Source organism: Mucilaginibacter sp. Mucisp73 (assembly GCF_059491465.1).
Genome location: NZ_CP168507.1, coordinates 3,961,776 through 3,982,615 on the forward strand (window position 1 = coordinate 3,961,776; position 20,840 = coordinate 3,982,615).

Here is a 20,840-nt window from a genome sequence, read left to right on the forward strand (position 1 = left end):
TTTATTTTGTATATTAAGGACATGCAAGGCAAAAAAGATTATCAGGAAAAGCTCTTCATCAGGTTTCAGCTTTCAGACTATGTTCCGGCTGATAACTTCTACAGGCGTTTGAAAGACATACTTGATCTCCACTTTGTTTATGATACAACGGCCAAATATTATGGTACAGAGGGTCAAAAGAGCATTGACCCGGTTGTGTTTTTCAAACTAATGCTTGTTGGTTATTTAGAGAACCTGAATAGCGATAGGCGCATTATTGCTACCTCACGTATGCGCATGGATATCCTCTATTTTATAGGATATGATCTGGATGAAGAACTTCCCTGGCATTCGACATTAAGCCGCACACGCCAGCTTTATGGAGAAGATGAGTTTACAGCTGTGTTTAAACAGGTTCTGAAAAAGTGTATTGATGCAGGTTTGGTAGCAGGTAAAAGACAGGCTATCGATAGCGCATTTGTCAAAGCCAATGCAGCTATGTCAAGTTTGGTCGAACGCGAGATCATGAATGATGCATCAACTTATGGCAAGCAATTGGACGATCATAATGATGAAGCCCCGGCTGGGGACATACCGGATGAAAACACCAAGCCTAAGCCGAGAAAGAACGCTAAAGTTGATAAGAAAGCGAACAGCAAGCGTTACAGCCCATCAGACCCTGATGCCCGGTTATCGGTGAAACCCGGAAAAACAACGCGGCTGAACTATTCGGCTCATGTAAGCGTAGATACACAAAACCACGTTATTACACACATCCAGGCCTTTCATGCAGATAGAGGAGATGCACCATGTCTGCCTGATATCCTTACCCATGTCGCCGGAAACCTTAAAGATAATGGCATGGAAATAGAAGATGTGCTTGCCGATACAGGTTATAGCGGTGAAGCGGCGCTTCTGTTTTTAGCTGATAATCATATTAAAGGCTTCATACCTAACAGGTCAGGATGTCAAAGCAGGGAAAGCCGGCAGGGCTTCAGTTATGACGGGGAGCAAGACCGGTATGTTTGTCCTGAAGGCAAATACCTTACTTTTCACAACTTCAAAAAAGCAGAGAACGATAATACCCATAAGATATATCGTACCAGTGTTAAAGATTGCAGGGACTGTCCGCTTAAAAGCACCTGCGCTAATCTGCAAGGCTTTAAAGTGTTTAAGGATTCCGTAGCTAAAGACCTTTATATAGAAATGCATGAACGCATGCAAACCCGACAAGGGAGCAAGGCCAGGAAAGTAAGACAAAGTACGGTAGAACCGGTACTGGGCACCCTGATCAATTTTACAGGCATGAAACAGGTAAACACAAAAGGGCTCGAATTGGCCAATAAATGTATGATCATGGCCGCCGTTGCCTATAACCTTAAAAAACTTGTCAATGGCGTTTCAACAAAGGTCAGAAGAAGAATAAGAAAAATACCCGGGAACCATTCTGATGCTTTTATTAATACTTTTTCGGCCTGTATCTCAATAACAGAGCACTCATTAAACGCTTTAGGGATGGCGATAAAAGCAAATGGCCGAATAACCATTTGCTCTGCAAATTAATTATTCAGCCATTTTAAGCCCTGTTGCGCAACGGCCACGTATTGCTAAGGGCTTTTTTTTGCATTTTGTAGCCTTTATTAAAGACATTATAAAGAAAACATGCCTATATCATTTGAAAATTATGTAAAACAAAAAACTTATATCAATTAACGTGAGATAGGCACTGTTTAATCTGACAGTTGAGTTACAATTTCTTTATCGTTTCCCAGTCAACCACGCCAACTTTATTTGCCCAGGCCAGGTATTCCTTTTCCAGTTTAATAACCTTTGCGCGATATTTCGTAGCCAGGTCCTTCGTTTCAGATCTGTCTGCTTCCAGATCATATAACTCCCATGGTTGCTTCGGTTCGGCTACCAGCTTCCATTGGCCTTTTCTTATGGCCCTGCTACCTTCATGCTCCCAAAATAAAGTTTCATTACCTGACGCAGCGTTGCCTTTAAAAACATTAAGCAAACTGGTACCAGCCAATGTTGTAAGGCGCCTGTTTTTAAACAGAGCCGGGTAAGTTACCCCGGCCAGTTCCAAACAGGTAGGCATCAGATCGATCAAGTGGCCAGTACTGCTGTTGGTAGTCCCGGCTTTGATATGTCCCGGATACCAGGCAATCAACGGAGTGGCTATACCACCTTCATGTGTGTTGCGTTTAAACAACTTAAATGGTGTATTGCTCAGGTTTGCCCAGGGTATCTCATAACTGTCGATCGAATTTACGGAGCCGGGGGGGCCGTTCTTTTGTATTACTGTTGCCAGGCTTTTAACCTCATCAGCACTGCCGCCATTGTCTGATGCAAAAAGGACGATGGTATTTTTGTCTTTTCCCAGTTGCTTCAATTTGGTCATGATCTCACCTATGCAGGCATCCATGCGGTAAACCATGGCGGCATAAATAGCCATCCGGGTATCCCATTTATCTTTTTCTTCGGGAGATAGGGAATCCCATGCAGGGGCACGTTTATCCCTTGCCGATAGCTGCCATTGTTTTTTGATGATACCCGTTGCCAGCTGTTTTTCATAGCGCTGTTTCCGCAACACATCCCAGCCTTTAAGGTATTGACCTTTAAGCCTTGCAATATCCTCAGGCAGGGCCTGGATAGGCCAGTGCGGGGCGTTGTAAGCCACGTACATAAAAAACGGTTTCTGCTGGTCTTTGATCTCATCCAATGATTTAATTGCAAAATCAGTGATGGCTTGTGTCAAATATTTTGAAGTATCGCTGCGCGAGATCTCTTTATCATTGAGCATAAAGGTGATTTTGCTGCCATCATTATACAGCGGTGCCGAGTTAAAATAACTGCTCCCGTTGTTCAGCATGGTAAATGATTGATCAAACCCGCGGTTATAGGCCAAAGCAGATTTTTGCAGTCCCACATGCCATTTACCGGATACAATGGTATTATAACCAGCCTCATCTTTCAGCAACTCAGCAATGGTAGCGCTATGCTCATTCAGGTAACCCTGGTATGCCGGCGAACCTTTGTATTTCACCATGTCGCCAACGCCTGCCTGATGCGGATATAACCCGGTAAGCAATGCTGCGCGTGATGGGCAACATCTGCCAGCGTTATAAAACTGGGTCATTTTCAGCCCTTCCCGGGCAAGCCTGTCAATATTAGGTGTGCTGATCTCCGAACCAAAGCAGCCTATATCAGAAAAGCCCATATCGTCGGCCAAAATGACAACGATATTGGGCTTTTGCTTAGGGGCCTGCCCAAATACAGGCCCCGTGCAAAATATAGCTACCAGTAGGTAGCCAATGTATTTAATCATGTTCCGGTTTTATTTATTATTGGCGGCCAATCCGTTTTTGGCCAGTTCGGTTGTTGCGATGACCTGGGCAGTTGATGAAAAGCCCTGTTTTTTCCAAACTTCCTTGCCATTTTTATACAGTACCAGCGTTGGCAATACATTTACTTTTAGCTCTTTGGCCAGATTGGTATTATCGTAAACTTCAATACTGATCACTTTAGGCGTAAAAGCCGAATTTGCTTTGAGCGAATCCAATACAGGCACCAGCTTTTTGCAGGCCCCGCAATACTTCGACCCAAAATCAACCAACACTAATTGTGATGAAGCCGCCAGCTCATCAAATTGGGCCTTTGATAATGAAACGCCTTTTTTGGTTGTAGAAATGATAGGATAACCCGAACCTATCCAATTGGCTAAACCACCGGGCAATTCCTCTACCTCCTTAAATCCTTTAGCCCTCAGCTCGCGCGAAAGTACGGTGCTACGGCCATTAGCTATCGAGTATACAAACGTTGGTTTTCCTTTATCCAAACCATCCAATTTTTGCTGATAGTCTGCCGCTTTTGCGTCAACATTTACTGCACCTTTGATATGATTTTGCGCAAACTCTTCTGCCGAACGGGCATCTAAGATCTGCGGTTCTTTTGCCTGTTTTAGTTTGGCCGTAAATGCTTCAAGCGATAATAAAGCAGGTGATTGGGCTTTTATTTCGCCGGTAAAAATTACCAGCAGGGCCAGTAGAGCAATTTTTAGGTTTTTCATGATTAATTATTGTTTTCGAGTTTATGGATCCGTTTGTTGTTGATATCATCCCGATCGATAAATGGATAGATGTGGTTCTTTTTGGCTTCCGCGTCAAACAGGTCTTTCAGCTCCTTTAATTTTTCAGGATATTTTTTGGCGAGATCAACGCGCTCGTTAAAATCTTCGTTCAGGTTATAAAGCTTCCAAACATCCTTATCGTAATTACGCTCTGGGATGGTTTTCTCTTTCGGAAAGTTTAGCAAATCCACATTATCCGGGCGGTGTGCAGCTTCGGCCTTCCAGCCATCTTTGTAGATAGAGCGGGAAGTGAAAATGTAATAGTACTGCTGCGTATGCAATGTTTTTGCCTGTGCGTTGTTAAACGAGCTAAAAAATGACTTGCCCTGCAACGTATCCTGCTTAATGCCCTTAACGTACTCCGGCAGTTTTAAACCGGCAGCTTCAATAGTGGTCGGGAATACATCAGATACATGGCTGTATTGTGTACGGATGCCGCCTTTTTCGTTGATTAGTTTTGGATAATAAACTATCAGCGGGTTATGGGTACCACCTTCAGCGTCAGCGTCAGATTTCCAGTATTTGAAAGGCGTATTGGCAGCCTGAGCCCAGCCTAACGGATAATTGGTTGAAGCCTCCGGAGTACCGATGGTTTCGTAATCGCTTTCATTCTTTTTGATATAATCGGCCTCAGGTGTGGTTGCAGCCGAGTTTTTAGGATCGATAACGCCATGTACAGTTCCCTCCTTACTGGCACCGTTATCCCCTATCATCACAAAAACCAAAGTATTATCAAACTGGCCCGAAGCTTTCAGGTAGCTGATCACCCGGCCAACCTGGTGGTCGATGTAGGTTAAATAGCCCGCATAAACTTCCATGAACCGGGCGTACAATTTCTTCTGATCTGCAGGCAGGCTGTTCCATGCCTGGATCCGTTCATTACGCTCGGGGAGTTTAGCATAAACCGGGATATAGCCGGCCTTTTTCTGATTGTCAAAAACCTTTTGGCGATAAACATCCCATCCCTCGTAAAACTTACCTTTATACAGGTCGCTCCATTCATGGTTCACCTGGTGTGGCGCATGGGTAGCTCCCGGTGCATAGTATAAAAAGAAAGGCTGATCGGGAGCGGCCTTATGAGCGGCATCGATGTAAGCTATGGCCTTATCCGTGATCTGCTCGTTCAGGTTACGGCCATCTGGTTTAATGTGGAAATTATCCTCCACCAAATGCGGCGGATTATACTGGTCGGTAGCCGATTCCAGGAAACCGAAGTGATGGTCAAAACCTTTACCGGTAGGCCAGCGGTCAAACGGACCGACAGCGGTGGTATCCTCATCAGGCGTTACCCCCCACTTACCTACCGCGAAAGTGCTGTAGCCATTAGCACGAAGCGCCTCGGCAATGGTGCCTTTATCCGGCGGGATGCGGCCATCATAGCCTGGGAAGCCTGCAGCTGTTGAAGCATGAGCGAAATTGCCCATGTGCACATAATGATGGTTACGCCCGGTAAGCAGCGACGAACGTGTGGGTGCGCAAATACCTGCCGTATGGAAGTTAACATAGCGTAAGCCGTTGTTGGCCAGCGTATCAAAATTTGGCGTACTGATTAAACCACCAAAGGTTCCTGATGCGCCGAAGCCTACGTCATCCAGTAAAATCCAAACGATGTTTGGCGCGCCTTTTGGCGCTTTGAGTGGTTTATTCCACCACTCTTTTGATTCGGCAAGTGTTTTGCCTTCCACGCCTTTATAATTGGCGGGATCAATTGGGGCTATGTTGGCCGGCGTTACCTTTACCTGCGGCAGTTGCGCAAAAACAGGCGCGCTGAACACAACAGCCATTGCCGCCATGGCGGCAATTCGTTGATAAACGGATTTCATAATTGTAAATGGTTATATAAGTTTTTTAATTAATCCGATCAAGCTATTAGCTTTGGGCTTTCTGCCTTCCGCTTTTAGCTTTCATGTTATTAGTTACTTTTTATAGTTTTTGTGAATGCGCTGGTGGTAAACGTCATACCAGTCGATAAACGGATACAGGTTATTTTTTTGAGCTTGTGCTTCAAATACAGCCTTCAACTCTTTCAGTTTTTCGGGATATTTTTTGGCGAGGTCAACCCGCTCGTTAAAATCCTCATTCAGGTTATATAACTCCCAGGTATCCTCATCAAAGCTCTTATCGGGCACATTTTGTCCAACTTTAAAGTCACCCAGTTCTACGTTATCCGGGTGGTGTGCAGCTTCGGCCTTCCAGCCATCGCTATAAATCGACCTTGAACCAAAAATGTAATAGTGCTGCAAAACATGTTTTGATTTTGCTTCAGGATGATCGAAAGAATACACCAAAGAAGTGCCTTGCAAGGTATCCTGCTTAATGCCGCGGATATATTCGGGCAGTTTAATACCGGTATACTCCAGTGTAGTAGGTAATACATCAATCACATGCCCGTATTGGTTGCGGATAGTGCCTTTGTCTTTAATGCCTTTTGGATAGTAAACTATCAGTGGGTTACGGGTACCACCTTCGGAGTTGGCATCCTGTTTCCAATATTTAAATGGCGTATTGGCCGCCTGTGCCCAGCCTAACGGGTAGTTAGTGCTGGCCTGTGGTGTACCGATATCGTCAATGTCTTCAATATTGGTTTTTAGGTACGCGTCTTCTGCAACCAATTTGGCTGAGTTCTTTTTAGGGTTGATAACACCGTGAACCGTCCCTTCTTTACTTGCTCCGTTATCGCCAATAATCACAAATACCAGCGTGTTATCCAGCTGACCGCTTTGTTTCAGGTGATTGATGAGCCTGCCAACTTCATGATCGGTATAGGTCAAATATCCGGCATAAACTTCCATGAAACGGGCATATAGTTTCTTCTCGGCATCAGGTAATGATTTCCAGGCCGGGATCCGTGTGTTACGCTCAGGTAGTTTGGCATATGCCGGGATAATGCCCAGTTGCTTTTGCCTTGCGATAACTTTCTCCCTAAAATCGTCCCAGCCGCTATCAAACTGGCCTTTATATAAGTCGCTCCATTCGGTAGCCACCTGGTGCGGCGAATGGGTTGCCCCCGGAGCATAATATAAAAAGAATGGCTTATCAGGAGCCACTTTATGCTGGCGTGTAAGGTAGAAAATGGCCTTATCGGTGATCTGATCGGTAAGGTGGCGACCATCCGGGGTTACGTGGGCATTGTCCTCAACCAAATCGGGTTTATACTGATCTGTAGCTGACCCTAAAAATCCGAAGAAATGATCAAAACCTTTACCCGTAGGCCAGCGGTCAAACGGGCCGGCATCGGTAGCGTCCTCGTCGGGTGTTAAGCCATATTTACCTACTGCGAACGTGTTATAACCATTCTCGCGCAAGATCTCTGCTATAGTCCCTTTATCTGATGGGATCCGCCCATCATAACCCGGAAAACCGGCCGACAAAGTTACATGCGAAAAACCACCTTCATGAACATAATGATGGTTACGTCCAGTTAACAAGGCCGATCGCGTTGGCGCGCAGATCCCCGCTGTATGAAAATTAGTATAACGCAGGCCATTATTGGCAAGCGTATCAAAATTGGGAGTTTTGATGATGCCGCCAAAGGTGCTTGTAGCACCAAAGCCAACATCATCTAAAATAATCCACAATACGTTTGGCGCGCCGGTGGGCGCTTTATGAGGCTCCGGCCACCACTCCTTCGACTCATCGAGCGTTTTGCCCACCGTACCGCCAAATACCGGCGTTTGTCCGTTTTGTGCTTTGGCTGTAAATGCTGCAAGCAAGCCAAGCGAAAGGAACAATGTTATTTTTCTTGTTTTCATTGATAAAAAGTTTATTCGGCATAGCTGGAGCGAAACTTTACGCCCCAGCGGCCGTTTTCTTTGGTTAATATGTATAATGATTCATAATGCCCTATCAGGCTACCATCTGCCCTGAAGCGTGAAAAGCGGGTATCTACATGTACCTTATCTGCTGATGCCTGAACAATGTTACGGTGGTCCCACTGGCTATGGTCCCAGCCTGCTTTTTGCAACTCGCCAAATACTTTTGCCGAATCGCGTAGACCGGCCTTTTCCAGTACCGACATTTTACCGCCGGCCAGCCGGTAATGCGGAAACTGGTAGGTGTCTTCCCATCCTTTCAGGTCTTTAACATTAAAAGTGGCCATATACTCGTCAAGTACCTGCAGCACGGCAGCGCTAACCCTTGGATCGATGCCATGCAAGCCGCTTTCAATTACAGGGCTTTGTGCCGATACCCGGCCGGTGAGGCCGGCGATGATCAGCAGGAACATTGTTATCTTTTTCATAGGTATTGCTTTAAAATTCTTACTCCCCTCTTGAGAGGGGGCGCGAAGGACAGAGCCTTGGGAGGGGTGTGTTGTATGAGCGATAAGTCGCCTACAGAGTAACACACCCCTCCACCCCCTCTCAAAAGGGGAATCGCGTTGGCCATCGCCCGCATCGCTCAGTTCATCAGTTTTATTGCCACCCTGGATTTTGCGTTAGCTTACCATTGCTATTGTCAATTTCCTGCTGAGGTATTGGGAACAAATAAAATTTGCCAGCCGCACCCTTGCTTACATTGGTTTTGCCAACTTTCAGCAGACTTGCCTCAAGAATGCCTTTACCCGATGCATCCCTTTCACGGATCAGATCGAACCAGCGCTGGTATTCAAATACAAATTCCAACCTGCGCTCTAAATAAACCGCGTTACGGAATGAAGCCTGATCAAGTCCGGCAAGGTCATCCAGCCCGGCACGTTTCCTTACCCTGTTGATGGATGCATATGCTTTGGCTGTTGGCCCGTTCAATTCATTCTCAGCTTCGGCATGGATCAGCAATACATCCGAAAAGCGGATGATAGATACATTAGCGCCTGACTCCGCTTCGTTAGATGCCACACTTGGATCGTAATATTTATTAAAGAAGGGGATCGAATCGTTGGGAATAGTAGCATCATTGAGCTTACCATACCAAAGGTTGGTAGTAGGGCTTTGAAAGCGTGTTACAAAGCTTACCCGTTTACGCTTGTCATTAGCCGGATACAACTTATAAATACTGAAAAACTTATCCACACCACCGGGTTTGGTAGCATCGGGCACCGAATAAAACACCACCTGATCGGCATAGCTGCCCACCATCCCCGGGATACCGTTCAATATTGATCGCGGCGCCTGGTTATTGCCCTGCCCCTGTGAGTTTGATTTAAACTGTGCCGAAAAAATATGCTCTTTTCCGTTTTTACTTGCAGGCAAAAACACATCGGCATAGTTGGCAAACAGGTCATAGCCGTATGGGCCATTAATTACAGCTTCGGCCTGCGCCACAGCCTTATCCCATTTACGTTCGGTCAAATAAACCTTAGCCAGTAAGGAGTAGGCTGCCCCCGCTGTAGCCCTGCCTACATCCGGACCGGTATAGTTATTTGGCAAATCGGCAGCTGCATTAGTTAAATCGGTTTCTATTTGGGCGTAAACTGTAGCCGCAGCTGTTCTCGGAATTTGCAGATCAGATAGATTAATTGATGTTTGATCGTGCAATACCAGAGGCACATCGCCATACAAACGCACTAAATTAAAATAATACAATGCCCTCAAAAACTTCGCCTCGGCAACAAGCCTTTTATTTAGCGTAGCATCAAATTTGATATCAGGGATAGTATCGATAGCGATGTTGGCCTTTTTAATAGCCGCATAATGCTGCTGCCAGATCTGCAGGATCCTTAGGCCGGAAGCTGAATGGCCTAATACAGACTGTGAGCGTACGTCGGCATTGGTAGCGCCGGGGCCGGGACCTTCGTCATCACCCATAAAATTCATCCCCGTGTTAAAAAGGGTATTATAAGGTGTTTGAACACTATTTGCCCCGGCGTTCAATAACGAATAAGCAGCTGTGACTGCTGCCACGGCGTCTGCCTGGGTTTTATAAAACTGACTTGCCGGGATGAACGACCGCGGGTCTTCATTGAGCTTGGCGCATGAAGCGGTAGCAAATGCAACCAGTATAATAAGGTATTTAATATTTTTCGTCTTCATATCTTAAAAAATCAAGGTTTAGTCGTTACAGAGTTACCCCTATACCAACTATTACAGATTTATTGTTCGGGTAAGCACCATTATCAACTCCGGAGGTAATGGCCGATTGCTCATTGCTGCTCACTTCAGGATCATAACCGGTGTATTTAGTCCAGGTTGCCAGGTTCTGGGCACTCAGGTAGATCCTGACCTTTTTGATAGGCGACCTGGAAAGTACCGATTGCGGGAAGGTGTAACCAAAGCCAAGGCTTTTAAGGCGCAGGTATGAACCGTTTTCAACAAACCTATCAGATATAGTTGCCGCCGGATCCTGGTATGCACTATGCACATCAGTATTGGTGTTGGCTGGTGTCCAGCGGTTTAATAAGGTTGTGGTGGCATTGGTATAACCTGTTCCTAATTCCAAAACACCTCTTTGCTGGTTGTAGATTTTGTTGCCATATGATCCCTGTAAAAACACACTCAGATCAAAACCCTTATAGGCGAATGTGTTGGTAATGCCTCCGGTAAACTTAGGTTGCGCATTGCCAAGGATCACCCTGTCACCAGCTTGTGTTATTTTACCATCTCCATTAATATCCTGGTAGTTTTGACCGCCCGGTGAAGTATTAGCCGCCGGGGTAAGTACCGGCCCGCCGGCCTGGATAAGGCCATTGGTTTTGTAACCGATAAATGAACCTATAGGTTCGCCAACTTTAATGATGGATGGTAGCGACGAATCTGGGATGAACTGGTTAACGCCGTTACCGCCAAGGCTCAGCACTTTATTACGGTTAACTGCAAATACCAGGTTGGTACTCCATACAAAACTGCCAACAATGTTGCGCGAGTTAATACCCAATTCAAAACCTTTATTCTGTACCGAGCCTACGTTTTCATACTGCTGCGGATTGGTAATAGCTGTGTTGGTAATGATAGTTAAACCGCTTGTTGCCGGTAAGGGCAGGTAAAGCAGCAGGTTGGTGGTTTTCTTATAATAAACATCGGCGGTTACGGTAACCCTGTCTTTAAACAAGCCCAGGTCGAAGCCAAAATCATACTGGCTGGTTTTTTCCCAGGTTAGGTTGGGATTGTATAAACTATTCGGCGCGAAACCTGCAACTGTTGAGTTACCAAAATTGTAGCGGTAGTAACCTAACTGCGAGTACGACTGGTAAGCCGGGATATCGCTGTTACCGGTTTGGCCCGCACTCAACCTCAGTTTTAACTGGCTGATGGCTGTTACATTTTTCAGAAAATCTTCACTGGATGCATTCCATGCTACAGCAGCAGAAGGGAATGACGCCCATTGATGGCCAGGCGCAAATTTCGATGAACCATCGGCACGCAAGGTTAAGGTTAACAGGTATTTGCTGTTAAAACCATAATTGATCCTGCCCAGATATGATTTTAAAGCCCAGGTATTTGACGATGATGATGGTGCGATTGCAAAACCACTGCCCGATACCGAAGTAACACTGCCCGAACCAAGGTTATTAAAGGTATCATAATCGCTCACAAAACCCGATGAACCGGTTATGGCGCCTTCGGCCTTAAACTGCTGTTGGGTAAAACCAGCTAAAACATTTAAAGAGTGTTTGCCAAATTTTTTGTTGTAGGTAAGCGTATTTTCGTTTAGCCAGTTAAATGAGTTAAGCGTACCCACCTCGCCAAGCCCCGAATAACCTGATCCCTCGTAAACGGTAGAAGGCAAATAGCGGTTTTGTTTATTGTCGATGATATCCACACCAGCCAATACTCTTGCGGTAAGGTTTTCGGTGATCTTATAATCACCTGCGATATTGCCTAAAATGCGGCTTGTGGTAGTTGTATTGGTTTGGTTATATAGCGTATTGATCGGGTTTCCGTAGGTGCCCTCAAATACGTTTTTGATAAAGAATGAACCATCGCTATTGTAAACCGGGGTGGTTGGCGTCATTAGCAAAATGGCAGGAACAACACCCTGGGGCGCAATTTGCGCGGTGGTACGGCTACCGGTAATGAATGAAGAGATCTTGAACTTATCGTTATAATCGTGCTCTACATTTACCCTGCCTGCGTAACGCTCAAAGTTGGTATTTTGCAAGATCCCGTCCTGTTTAAAGTAATTGCCGGAAAAGGCAAGTCTTGTACGCTCGGTACCTGAAAATATCGAAAGACTATGATTTTGCGAAGTTCCCTTTCGGAAAGCCGCACCTTGCCAGTCGGTATTGGCATTATATGGGTTTAGCTGCGCTTCTGTTTGGGCGGTTTTTCCGGTGTTTACCAAAGCATCATTACGCAAAGCTTCCCATTGAGGGGTGTTAAGCAACGACAAAGTTTTAATTACCTCCTGCTTGCCATAGCTGCCGTCATAATTAATAGATGATACGCCGGCTTTACCTTTTTTAGTGGTGATGATAATTACACCATTGGCGCCGCGAGTACCGTAAATAGCTGTGGCCGAAGCATCTTTCAAAACCTCAATGCTTTCAATGTCCGATGTATTGATAGATGCCAGCGGATTGATCTTTGGGCCATTGGTTACACCTGCATCGGTAAGTGAGTTGCTGTTTGAAGTAGGGAAACCATCAATGATATACAGCGGCTCAGCAACGGCATTGATAGAGTTTACACCACGAACCTGTACAGTTACGCCCGCTCCCGGCTGCCCGGTAGCCTGAGTAACCTGGATGCCCGAAACAGAGCCCTGCAAAGCCCTGTCGAGCGAGGGAACTGGCTGTTTTAAAGCAAGCGCGGGCACGGATGCAACCGAACCGGTAATATCCTTACGTTTTTGGGAGCCGTAACCCACTACAACCACCTGGTTTAGTTGTGTCTGGGCATCTTTAAGTTTAATTTCAACCGGGCTGCCATCGGCAATAAACTCTTTCTTTTCGTAGCCGGTGAAGGTGATAATGAGTTTGTATGGAAATTTCTGGCCGGTTATAAAGCTGAATTTGCCTTCAATATCTGTTGACACCACGTGCGTGGTACCCTGAATCTTAACCACAGCACCCGGCAATGGTTCGCGGGTTGTACTGTCAATTACACGGCCAATCAGGTGCGAATTGATGGTAGGCTGGGTTTGCTGCGCGATGGTTAACAACGGAAAAGCAATAAACAACAGGAATGGGATTAATAGCAGTTTTTTCATGTCGACAGGTTTTTAAAAGATGAAAAACCGGACGACTGATCAATAACCGCATTAAACGGCCTGTATAATTGCTGCGGATGAAAAGCATCCTCAATTATTTGCAGCGTAAAAGCAGCTGCGTGCAGCGGAAAAGGCAACGCATAGCCAATCCCTACATTTGCAATATTTTGCATAGATTTGAATATTAAAATGACACCATTGAAACAGCCTCAACGCCAATCGATCCCTGTTTCGTTGTTTTAATGACTGAGGGAAAGGCTTTGCTTTTCCCTTATTTGAAGAATGTAATTGTTTACTTTTTCATGTTCCTTTCTGCTTATGCCTGTTAAAATCAGACCGATCAATCATTTATTTTAGGGGTAATATTTAATTGCTGACACAACGGAAACCAAGGTGCTCCATACCACTGTCTTCGGTAGTTTTCATCCGGCGCGATACGCGGTAACCGGAGCAGTAGCTGTCGTTACACAAAAATGAGCCACCGCGCACTACCCTTTTAATGGCATAAGGCTCATCCGGGTCATATGATTTTGAAGCGCCTTTGGGGTTTTTAACTCCCGCCGGGCTGCTTACTGTTTTGTAGTAGTTGTTATTGTACAAATCGGCACACCACTCCCATACATTACCGGCCATATCATACAAACCGTAACCATTGGGCGCAAATGAACTAACCGGCGCCAAATAATAGTAATGATCGCGCTGAGTGTTTTTATAGGGGAAACTTCCCTCCCAGGTATTTGCCTTGGGCTGCCCTTCGTTCACTTTTTCATTTCCCCAGGGATAGATCTTATCTTCAAGACCGCCCCTCGCCGCCCGCTCCCATTCTGCTTCGGTTGGTAAACGTTTGCCTGCCCATTTGCTGTAGGCCACAGCATCGTACCATGAAACCTGTACTACCGGATAATTATCTTTACCCTTGATATCACTCCCCGGCCCGTGCGGGTGTTTCCAGTTAGCACCGGTTTTCCATGCCCACCACTGGTTGTAATCGTTCAGATTAACCGGTTTACTTGCCGGTACAAATACTAATGATGCCGCAACCAGCAAACTATCGGCAGGTTTTTCGGTGCCTGGCGGCATTTGTTTTTTTAGCTCGTTCCAGTCGGGCTTGCGCTCGGCTGTGGTGATATAGCCTGTAGCTTTTACAAACTTTTCAAACTGGGCATTTGTTACCTCGGTTTTATCTATCCAAAAACCATCGACAGTTACGTCGTGTTTGGGGTATTCATCAGGTTCAGCCTGCTGGTTATCGGCTCCCATTCTGAAAGTTCCGGCCGGTACCCAAACCATCCCCGCATGGCTGGTTTGGGTATTACCCGTATCGGGCAGAGCAAGCGCCGCACCGCTTAACCCCGCTGCTTTAAACCTGTTGGGGATATTTGATTCGCAGCAAAGTTTCTTTTTAGCACCGGGAACCGTGGCAACCGCAATACTCGCCACTGGTTTCGCCGGTTGTTTACATGATGCTAACCATACGGTACTAAAAAGTATAAGTACAATCTTTTTCATTACGCTTTTACAGGCTGTAACTGAAATGCTGTGTCAACCTGTTCAGCTTCGGGCTGCACTGCAACATCGGGTCGGTATAAGTGATGAGGCTGCAAAGGCACATCTTCTCTAATCATCGGGCCACCGGCTGCAAGTTCACTTCCGGGTATCTTTGATTTAAATAAAGGCCAGGCCAGCTGTGCGTACCATTGGTCGCCTTCATAATGCGAAATACCATAAGCTTTAGGATACTGGCGCGAGATATGAGCCGTACCGAAAATAATGTCCCACCAAAAGAACATATTACCAAAATTACCTTTATAATAGCCTACCCCGTCATCGGTAGTAGCTGCGTGGTGCGCATGATGCGTTGCCGGGGTTGAAATGGTACGCTCAAGGATCCAGGCCAGGGGGTGTAGTATTTTATACTGATAAAATGGTTTATCCCATGGAATGCTTGAATGCGCCAGTGTGGTAATGGTACCTTTAATACCTTTTACAACTACCGCAGGGATCCCCAAACCAAGGTAAACCAAAGCTGTGGTTAAATAGGTCTGTGAAAAAAAGATGGTATAAATGATATTTTGCCTGCTGGCCATTGCCATACCCATGTACGATGCCGAGTGGTGTGTGCGGTGAAAACGCCATAGCCATGGCACCTGGTGGTGCAAACGGTGATACCAGTATTGGGTAAGATCATCGGCTACCGCGATGATGATAAATCCCCAGAAAAACGGAACCCAATCAAAGGTGTTCTTTAATCCTGGTAATACAGCCGGCAGCACTTTTAATCCGTAATAGGCCACCAATGGTTTTACCACCAGTTTAGGGATGGTAAAGCAGGCAATATCAACCCATTTTTCATTTTTGTTCCAGCGCTTTTTATAAAGGCCGAACGAAAATTCCAATACACCGAGTACCAATACCAAAACGGAAAAGCCATAGCCGTTAAGGTTTTCTATTATTTGCTTTATCTGATCAATCATTGTCTGGCGAGTTTGATGTTTTAGTTTTTATGGTGTTTTCCTGTTTATGCTGATGTTGCTTCTTTTCCCATGGGCGCTGACCGGTGATGGCGAAAGTGCCAAACATGAGCGCGATAGGCAGGATATAAAGCAGCAGGCTCAATGAAGCGTTTTTGATAATCTGCTTTTTGGTTGATTGATCCAGTTTCATGAGGGTGTACTGTTTTGAGGTTGAACAATTTGCGCTGTTTTAGTTGCAGAGCCTTTTTCCAATAGCTTACGGCCAAGCCACAGCCCGCCAAAAATGATAACAAAAGGTATGAGGGTTACTATAACGCCTACCAACACCTTTTTCCCAATCAGGGAAACGTCGTTAATGGTCATAATGAACTTATATTAAGTGATTAACAATGCAGGCGTTGCATAGCAATCCGCATAAAGCAGCAATGCCTGGTAAATAATGTAATGAATTGAAAAATTGAGTACCGTGCGATCAACGCACGATTATGGAGGAGGGATTACCCCTTGTACTGATTAGCAGCAACAACAAGAATAACAACAGGAAGTAAAAGCAACAGCGGTTAACTGATAATTAGCAAGGCCGTATTTAGGTAAAAGTTCGGGTTGCATGGTGGGTGCTTTTAAAGATTTTAATTTGTTGTTATTAATTTTCTGAGGCAAATGTAAAAAAAGATTTGATAAATACTACTAATTCTATAGAAATTATATAATAATAATTTATGGGTAAAATAAAGATGTCCCGGCGCTTTTTTGAGATACCTCTGGCTACGTCCCGGATTACCTGAACAAATACAGAGATCAGCCTACAAAGAACCGTAATTAGGCTACAAAGCAAAAGGCTTGTTCCCTGAACTTTGCTTTCATCAAATAAAATATAGTATGACAAAGCAAACGAATAAAATATGGTTCATCACTGGCGCTTCGCGCGGTCTGGGACGTATATGGACAGAAGCGGCATTGGAGCGCGGGGATCAGGTGGCCGCGACGGCCCGCGAACTGAGCAGCATCGCTGCATTAAAAGAACAATATGGCGATCGGATATTGACACTGGAACTCGACGTGACTAACCCTGCTCAGGTTAAAGAAGTCGTAAATAAAGCGCATGAGCATTTTGGCCGGTTGGACATCGTGTTGAATAACGCGGGGTACCCACTGATCGGGACGATCGAGGACGGCAGTGCCGGCGATATCCGTGCCCTTTACGAAACCAACGTGATAGGCCCTGTTAGTGTTATCCAGGCGGCTTTGCCGCTGCTGCGTGGGCAAGGTTACGGACATATCCTGGGTACTTCCAGTAACCTGGGGCATCTGGCCATGCCGATCCTGGGCTATTACTGCTCGTCTAAATGGGCGTTTGAAGCGATCCATGAAAGCCTGGCCCTGGAAGTGGCGCAGTTCGGTATCAAAGTCACCATCATTGAACCGGGCGCATATGCAACAGAATTTGGTAGCGATCAGATCCCGAAGGTTTTCGAAGGAAATCCGGTCTACCACGATTTTAAAGCGAAATTCATGGAGGGACTAAAAGGCATGGAGAGAGGCAACCCGGCCGCTACCTCGCAGGCGCTGTTCAAAGTGGTGGACTCTGAAAACCCGCCGCTACGTTTTAACCTTGGTAGCCATAACCTCACCGGCCTGAAAGCTGCCTATACGGAGCGCATTGCCACCTGGGAAGCCTGGGATGAAGTTTCGCGCTCGGCGCAATGAAATTACAAAATACGGACACCAGCCACTGCAAATTACGGCCTGGTGTCCTTAACTTAGCTATGATGAAAAAGGATGAGAACCCGCCCTTGAAACTGGAGTCGCTGACCGAGGCGCACCGGATGTTCGGCTTGCCGCAGCCTAAACACCCACTGATCAGCCTGATTAACGGCGCACACACGGTATTGGAAGGCAAATTGCCCACCCGGCATGTGCTGGCCTATTACAAGATCGCCTACAAGCCCAGGCTGGGCGGTAAGTTGAAATATGGCCAGGGTTATTATGATTTTGATAACGGCGGTTTGCTATTCGCCGCGCCGGGGCAGATCATCGGCGGTAACGACCTGGAGGGGACGGTATGCTCAGAGTACACCCTCATCATCCACCCGGATTTCTTTTTGGGGTACCCACTGGCCAAAAAGATCAAGCAATATGGCTTCTTTTCCTACAGCACCAACGAAACACTGCATCTCTCGGAAGAAGAAAAAAACACGGTCCTGGCTATCTTTAGCTTTATGGAAAAGGAACTCGACGGCCGGATCGACGACTTCAGCCAGGAGGTGATGATCTCCCAGATTGAACTGCTGCTCAGTTATGCCAACCGTTTTTATAAGCGGCAGTTCCTGACGCGCAAAGCGGCCAGCACCGATATCCTGCAACGGTTGGAGGAAACACTGGACGCGTATTTCAATAATGAACTGACGTTGAGCCGCGGCATCCCTACAGTTGCTTACCTGGCCGAAAAACTGAACCTTTCGCCTAACTACCTGAGTGACATGCTGCGATCACTGACCGGGCAAAGCGCCCAGCAGCACATTCATGACCATCTCATTGAAAAAGCGAAGGAAAAATTGTCCACCACCAACCTGTCGGTCAGCGAGGTGGCCTATGCCTTAGGTTTTGAGCATTCACAGTCGTTCAGTAAGCTATTTAAGACCAGGACGAATCTTTCGCCGCTGGAATTCAGGAAATCTTTTAATTGACAACTTACCTGTTATCTGCTATCATTTTAATAATTACACGTTTGGCAGATAATAGCTGACCCGTTTTTTGCAGCTGCCAGAATTGCCGGTTGTTCCGCAACTTGAACTACCCGGGTTGCAGTAACCAAAAACGTTTACATTTGCACAGAAACGCCCTTTTTCAAATTACCTGCTCCAAAATATTCTTTGCCATCTTTAAGAACGACAACTTTTAATTGGGCAACCTCCTTATTAATGGGATAATTGCCCTCCCGGGCAACCACACGCAACATGATTTCGTGGCCGCTTTTTGTTGCCTTGAATTTGATTTTGCTGTACTGCTTTTTCTTAAATTCCCAACCTTCGCCCCTATCCCAGTAAAGTTCGCCCGTAGCGTTGCCTTTTGCATCTGGATTAATATATAGCGTTAAAGTGTTCAACGATTTCTCGCCTGTATTTTGGATAACGTTTCCGGCAGGAATAATAGCACCGCTTTTCAGCAATAATTTAGCCTGATAAGGATCTGATTCTTCGCCATCAACAAGCGTTACCTTCTCCCATTTTCCGGCAGGCAGTTTGATATCTTTAGCAAAAGATGGAACTACCAGAAGGTTGTTGCCTAATAAAAATGACTGCTCTTCACTTCTTAAACTTAAATCTTTCGGATCGGCAAAAAAGGATGGTTGCATTACCGGCAAGCCGGTTTTGTGGGCATTGTAAAACAGCGTATAAAACAATGGCAATAAGCGATACCGACGACTAATTGCGATCTTCGAAGTTGTTTCAACGGCATCGCCAAATGCCCATGGCTCTTTGTTGTTAGTACCCGCGCAGGCGTGCCCCCGGGCAAACGGCAAAAACACACCGAAGCCGAGCCATTTGGCCCACAGATCAGGACTGGTATTACCCAAAAAGCCACCAATATCGGGCCCGCTGAAAGGCTGACCCGACAAACCAAGGGTAATTGACATCGGTACCGATAACTTCATAAACCGCTCGTCGGCTAAATTATCTCCCGTCCAGGTTGCGGCGAAGCGCTGGCCACCCAGCAAATTGGCTCTTGTTAAAATAAACGGCCGCTTATTTGGATTGGCCTCCATCACGCCCTGCCGGGTAGCCTGAACCATCAACCGCCCATAAGCATTATGGTATAACAAATGCGGCCCGGCAGGGAGTGCATCTCCACCCCTGTGTTGGTTATTATAAGGCATGGTACCTAATCTCTGCTCTTTCGGTAAAGCCTCGTCATTTACTGCCGGCTCGTTCATATCGTTCCATACACCATCAACCCCGGTAGCCATAAATTGATGATACAAATCCGCCCACCAGCTACGCGCTGCAGGCATGGTAAAATCAGGGAAAGCACAATCGCCCGGCCAAACTTTGCCGTGATATTCCCTGCCGCCAGCGTCTTTAACCCAAATATCGTTGGCTGATCCGGATTGATAAACCGCATATGCGCTATCAGCCTTAACACCTGGATCTATCATAAAAACAGAATGAAAACCTTTGGCATGCAGATCATCGTTCAGTTGCTTGGGGTTTGGAAAATTATTTTTATTGAAGGTAAAAACACGGAAACCTTCCATGTAATCAATATCCATCCAAATGGCATCGCAAGGTATTTGCTTTTCCCTGAAGGTGTTGGCTATTTCCCTCACACGCTGCTCTGAAACGTATGAAAAACGGCACTGCTGATAACCTAAAGCCCACCTTGGCGGCATTTCTATAGTGCCGGTCATTTCGGCCAGCCCCTTAACCACCTCTTGCGGTGATTGACGATCGATCACAAAGACACGAAATAACGGGCCTTCGGTATTGTAGGTTATTTCTTTCGAATCCGTTTTCAGTTCCGCTTTCCAATAGCTATCAAAAAGAATTCCGAACGCGGTGCCGTCTTTCCGTACACCCATTACCCAGGGATGGGTTTGATAAAGGCGTTTTCCATTATCTGTGCCATAAGCACCGTTATCGGTATTCCAAAGTTTTATAGTTTGGCCGTTCCTTAATAGCGGGCCAGTGACTTCTCCACCGCCATATAGGCTAATGTCGCCCTCCAAATGAACAACAGCGCTTGCCTTCCCGTCATTCAAATTAAACTCAGGAAAAATACGCCATCCTGCCGGAACAGCTTTTTTAATGGAAGGTACCCTTTGGAGCATCAGAGATGGAACTTTAGATTGATTGAAACCTTCAGGAACAAATTCGACAATGGATTTGCCGATGAGGCCCGATTGCCGGATAGGGATATTTTTTGCATTGCCCCAAGAAAAGATCAGCAGAAAAAAGAGAATCAGATAATACCTGATAGATGTTGTCATATAAAGTTTTAGTTGATGATTTTAATCCTGAACATTACAGGATCAAAGTAAAACATGAAGGCAGCACCGTGAGCAACAAGTTGTTTCTACAGGTCAAAAAATCCAGCAATATATTTAATTAACAATTTGATATTCAGCCATTTAAACAGAATCCGCATGAAAAAAATCTCATAAAAACCGCGCA

Annotated in this window: 16 protein-coding genes; 3 read left to right on the plus strand and 13 right to left on the minus strand. The window is 45.8% G+C overall.

All coding sequences use genetic code 11. From position 1 onward, the window contains the following. Positions 1–21 precede the first annotated feature (21 nt). Positions 22–1,542, plus strand: coding sequence for an IS1182 family transposase (locus ACEN82_RS16490; protein WP_495643978.1), 1,521 nt, complete (start codon positions 22–24; stop codon positions 1,540–1,542). Between the two features lie 184 nt (positions 1,543–1,726). Here the strand turns inward: ACEN82_RS16490 and ACEN82_RS16495 are convergent, their stop codons facing one another. The 12 genes from ACEN82_RS16495 to ACEN82_RS16550 all read right to left on the minus strand — a co-directional run bounded on the left by ACEN82_RS16495 (position 1,727) and on the right by ACEN82_RS16550 (position 16,032). Beyond that, on the minus strand, positions 1,727–3,310 hold the full coding sequence (locus tag ACEN82_RS16495; RefSeq protein WP_413322245.1) for an arylsulfatase: 1,584 nt from the start codon (positions 3,308–3,310) through the stop codon (positions 1,727–1,729). A gap of 9 nt (positions 3,311–3,319) precedes the next feature. Then, positions 3,320–4,051, minus strand: a complete 732-nt coding sequence (locus ACEN82_RS16500) for a thioredoxin domain-containing protein (protein ID WP_413322246.1) — start codon at positions 4,049–4,051, stop codon at positions 3,320–3,322. Positions 4,052–4,053: 2 nt separating this feature from the next. Beyond that, the gene (locus ACEN82_RS16505) at positions 4,054–5,934 is read right to left on the minus strand and encodes an arylsulfatase (RefSeq protein ID WP_413322247.1); all 1,881 of its coding nucleotides are present in this window, start codon (positions 5,932–5,934) and stop codon (positions 4,054–4,056) included. A gap of 93 nt (positions 5,935–6,027) precedes the next feature. After that, a complete protein-coding gene (locus tag ACEN82_RS16510; RefSeq protein ID WP_413322248.1) occupies positions 6,028–7,863 on the minus strand; it encodes an arylsulfatase in 1,836 nt (611 codons plus the stop codon). Positions 7,864–7,874: 11 nt separating this feature from the next. Further along, entirely contained in the window at positions 7,875–8,351 is a 477-nt protein-coding gene (locus ACEN82_RS16515) for a DUF6841 family protein (RefSeq protein WP_413322249.1), read from the minus strand. Between the two features lie 172 nt (positions 8,352–8,523). After that, complete coding sequence (locus ACEN82_RS16520) at positions 8,524–10,080, minus strand: RagB/SusD family nutrient uptake outer membrane protein (RefSeq protein ID WP_413322250.1); 1,557 nt, start codon at positions 10,078–10,080, stop codon at positions 8,524–8,526. A gap of 25 nt (positions 10,081–10,105) precedes the next feature. Further along, entirely contained in the window at positions 10,106–13,195 is a 3,090-nt protein-coding gene (locus tag ACEN82_RS16525; RefSeq protein ID WP_413322251.1) for a SusC/RagA family TonB-linked outer membrane protein, read from the minus strand. Next, positions 13,192–13,368, minus strand: coding sequence for a hypothetical protein (locus tag ACEN82_RS16530; RefSeq protein ID WP_413322252.1), 177 nt, complete (start codon positions 13,366–13,368; stop codon positions 13,192–13,194). Before ACEN82_RS16530 ends, ACEN82_RS16525 begins: the two co-directional genes overlap by 4 nt. Before the next feature lie 193 nt (positions 13,369–13,561). Beyond that, the gene (locus tag ACEN82_RS16535; protein WP_413322253.1) at positions 13,562–14,704 is read right to left on the minus strand and encodes a formylglycine-generating enzyme family protein; all 1,143 of its coding nucleotides are present in this window, start codon (positions 14,702–14,704) and stop codon (positions 13,562–13,564) included. Beyond that, entirely contained in the window at positions 14,704–15,669 is a 966-nt protein-coding gene (locus ACEN82_RS16540) for a sterol desaturase family protein (protein ID WP_413322254.1), read from the minus strand. The genes ACEN82_RS16535 and ACEN82_RS16540 overlap by 1 nt, the downstream gene beginning before the upstream one ends. Then, complete coding sequence (locus ACEN82_RS16545) at positions 15,662–15,859, minus strand: hypothetical protein (protein ID WP_090523922.1); 198 nt, start codon at positions 15,857–15,859, stop codon at positions 15,662–15,664. Before ACEN82_RS16545 ends, ACEN82_RS16540 begins: the two co-directional genes overlap by 8 nt. Beyond that, positions 15,856–16,032: a hypothetical protein gene (locus ACEN82_RS16550; protein WP_167516193.1), complete on the minus strand. Its 177-nt coding sequence runs from the start codon at positions 16,030–16,032 to the stop codon at positions 15,856–15,858. Before ACEN82_RS16550 ends, ACEN82_RS16545 begins: the two co-directional genes overlap by 4 nt. A gap of 516 nt (positions 16,033–16,548) precedes the next feature. On the opposite strand from ACEN82_RS16550, the gene ACEN82_RS16555 reads away from it, so the two are divergent. Next, a complete protein-coding gene (locus ACEN82_RS16555) occupies positions 16,549–17,376 on the plus strand; it encodes an SDR family NAD(P)-dependent oxidoreductase (RefSeq protein WP_413322255.1) in 828 nt (275 codons plus the stop codon). A gap of 62 nt (positions 17,377–17,438) precedes the next feature. Beyond that, positions 17,439–18,356, plus strand: coding sequence for a helix-turn-helix domain-containing protein (locus ACEN82_RS16560; RefSeq protein WP_413322275.1), 918 nt, complete (start codon positions 17,439–17,441; stop codon positions 18,354–18,356). Positions 18,357–18,490: 134 nt separating this feature from the next. Here the strand turns inward: ACEN82_RS16560 and ACEN82_RS16565 are convergent, their stop codons facing one another. Further along, complete coding sequence (locus tag ACEN82_RS16565; RefSeq protein ID WP_413322256.1) at positions 18,491–20,656, minus strand: TIM-barrel domain-containing protein; 2,166 nt, start codon at positions 20,654–20,656, stop codon at positions 18,491–18,493. Positions 20,657–20,840 lie beyond the last annotated feature (184 nt).

Excerpts from the sequence above, each read along its gene's own strand:
- ACEN82_RS16490 (WP_495643978.1), top strand. The coding sequence starts at position 22 with ATGCAAGGCAAAAAAGATTATCAGGAAAAGCTCTTCATCAGGTTTCAG.
- ACEN82_RS16495 (WP_413322245.1), bottom strand. The coding sequence starts at position 3,310 with ATGATTAAATACATTGGCTACCTACTGGTAGCTATATTTTGCACGGGG.
- ACEN82_RS16500 (WP_413322246.1), bottom strand. The coding sequence starts at position 4,051 with ATGAAAAACCTAAAAATTGCTCTACTGGCCCTGCTGGTAATTTTTACC.
- ACEN82_RS16505 (WP_413322247.1), bottom strand. The coding sequence starts at position 5,934 with ATGAAATCCGTTTATCAACGAATTGCCGCCATGGCGGCAATGGCTGTT.
- ACEN82_RS16510 (WP_413322248.1), bottom strand. The coding sequence starts at position 7,863 with ATGAAAACAAGAAAAATAACATTGTTCCTTTCGCTTGGCTTGCTTGCA.
- ACEN82_RS16515 (WP_413322249.1), bottom strand. The coding sequence starts at position 8,351 with ATGAAAAAGATAACAATGTTCCTGCTGATCATCGCCGGCCTCACCGGC.
- ACEN82_RS16520 (WP_413322250.1), bottom strand. The coding sequence starts at position 10,080 with ATGAAGACGAAAAATATTAAATACCTTATTATACTGGTTGCATTTGCT.
- ACEN82_RS16525 (WP_413322251.1), bottom strand. The coding sequence starts at position 13,195 with ATGAAAAAACTGCTATTAATCCCATTCCTGTTGTTTATTGCTTTTCCG.
- ACEN82_RS16530 (WP_413322252.1), bottom strand. The coding sequence starts at position 13,368 with ATGCAAAATATTGCAAATGTAGGGATTGGCTATGCGTTGCCTTTTCCG.
- ACEN82_RS16535 (WP_413322253.1), bottom strand. The coding sequence starts at position 14,704 with ATGAAAAAGATTGTACTTATACTTTTTAGTACCGTATGGTTAGCATCA.
- ACEN82_RS16540 (WP_413322254.1), bottom strand. The coding sequence starts at position 15,669 with ATGATTGATCAGATAAAGCAAATAATAGAAAACCTTAACGGCTATGGC.
- ACEN82_RS16545 (WP_090523922.1), bottom strand. The coding sequence starts at position 15,859 with ATGAAACTGGATCAATCAACCAAAAAGCAGATTATCAAAAACGCTTCA.
- ACEN82_RS16550 (WP_167516193.1), bottom strand. The coding sequence starts at position 16,032 with ATGACCATTAACGACGTTTCCCTGATTGGGAAAAAGGTGTTGGTAGGC.
- ACEN82_RS16555 (WP_413322255.1), top strand. The coding sequence starts at position 16,549 with ATGACAAAGCAAACGAATAAAATATGGTTCATCACTGGCGCTTCGCGC.
- ACEN82_RS16560 (WP_413322275.1), top strand. The coding sequence starts at position 17,439 with ATGAAAAAGGATGAGAACCCGCCCTTGAAACTGGAGTCGCTGACCGAG.
- ACEN82_RS16565 (WP_413322256.1), bottom strand. The coding sequence starts at position 20,656 with ATGACAACATCTATCAGGTATTATCTGATTCTCTTTTTTCTGCTGATC.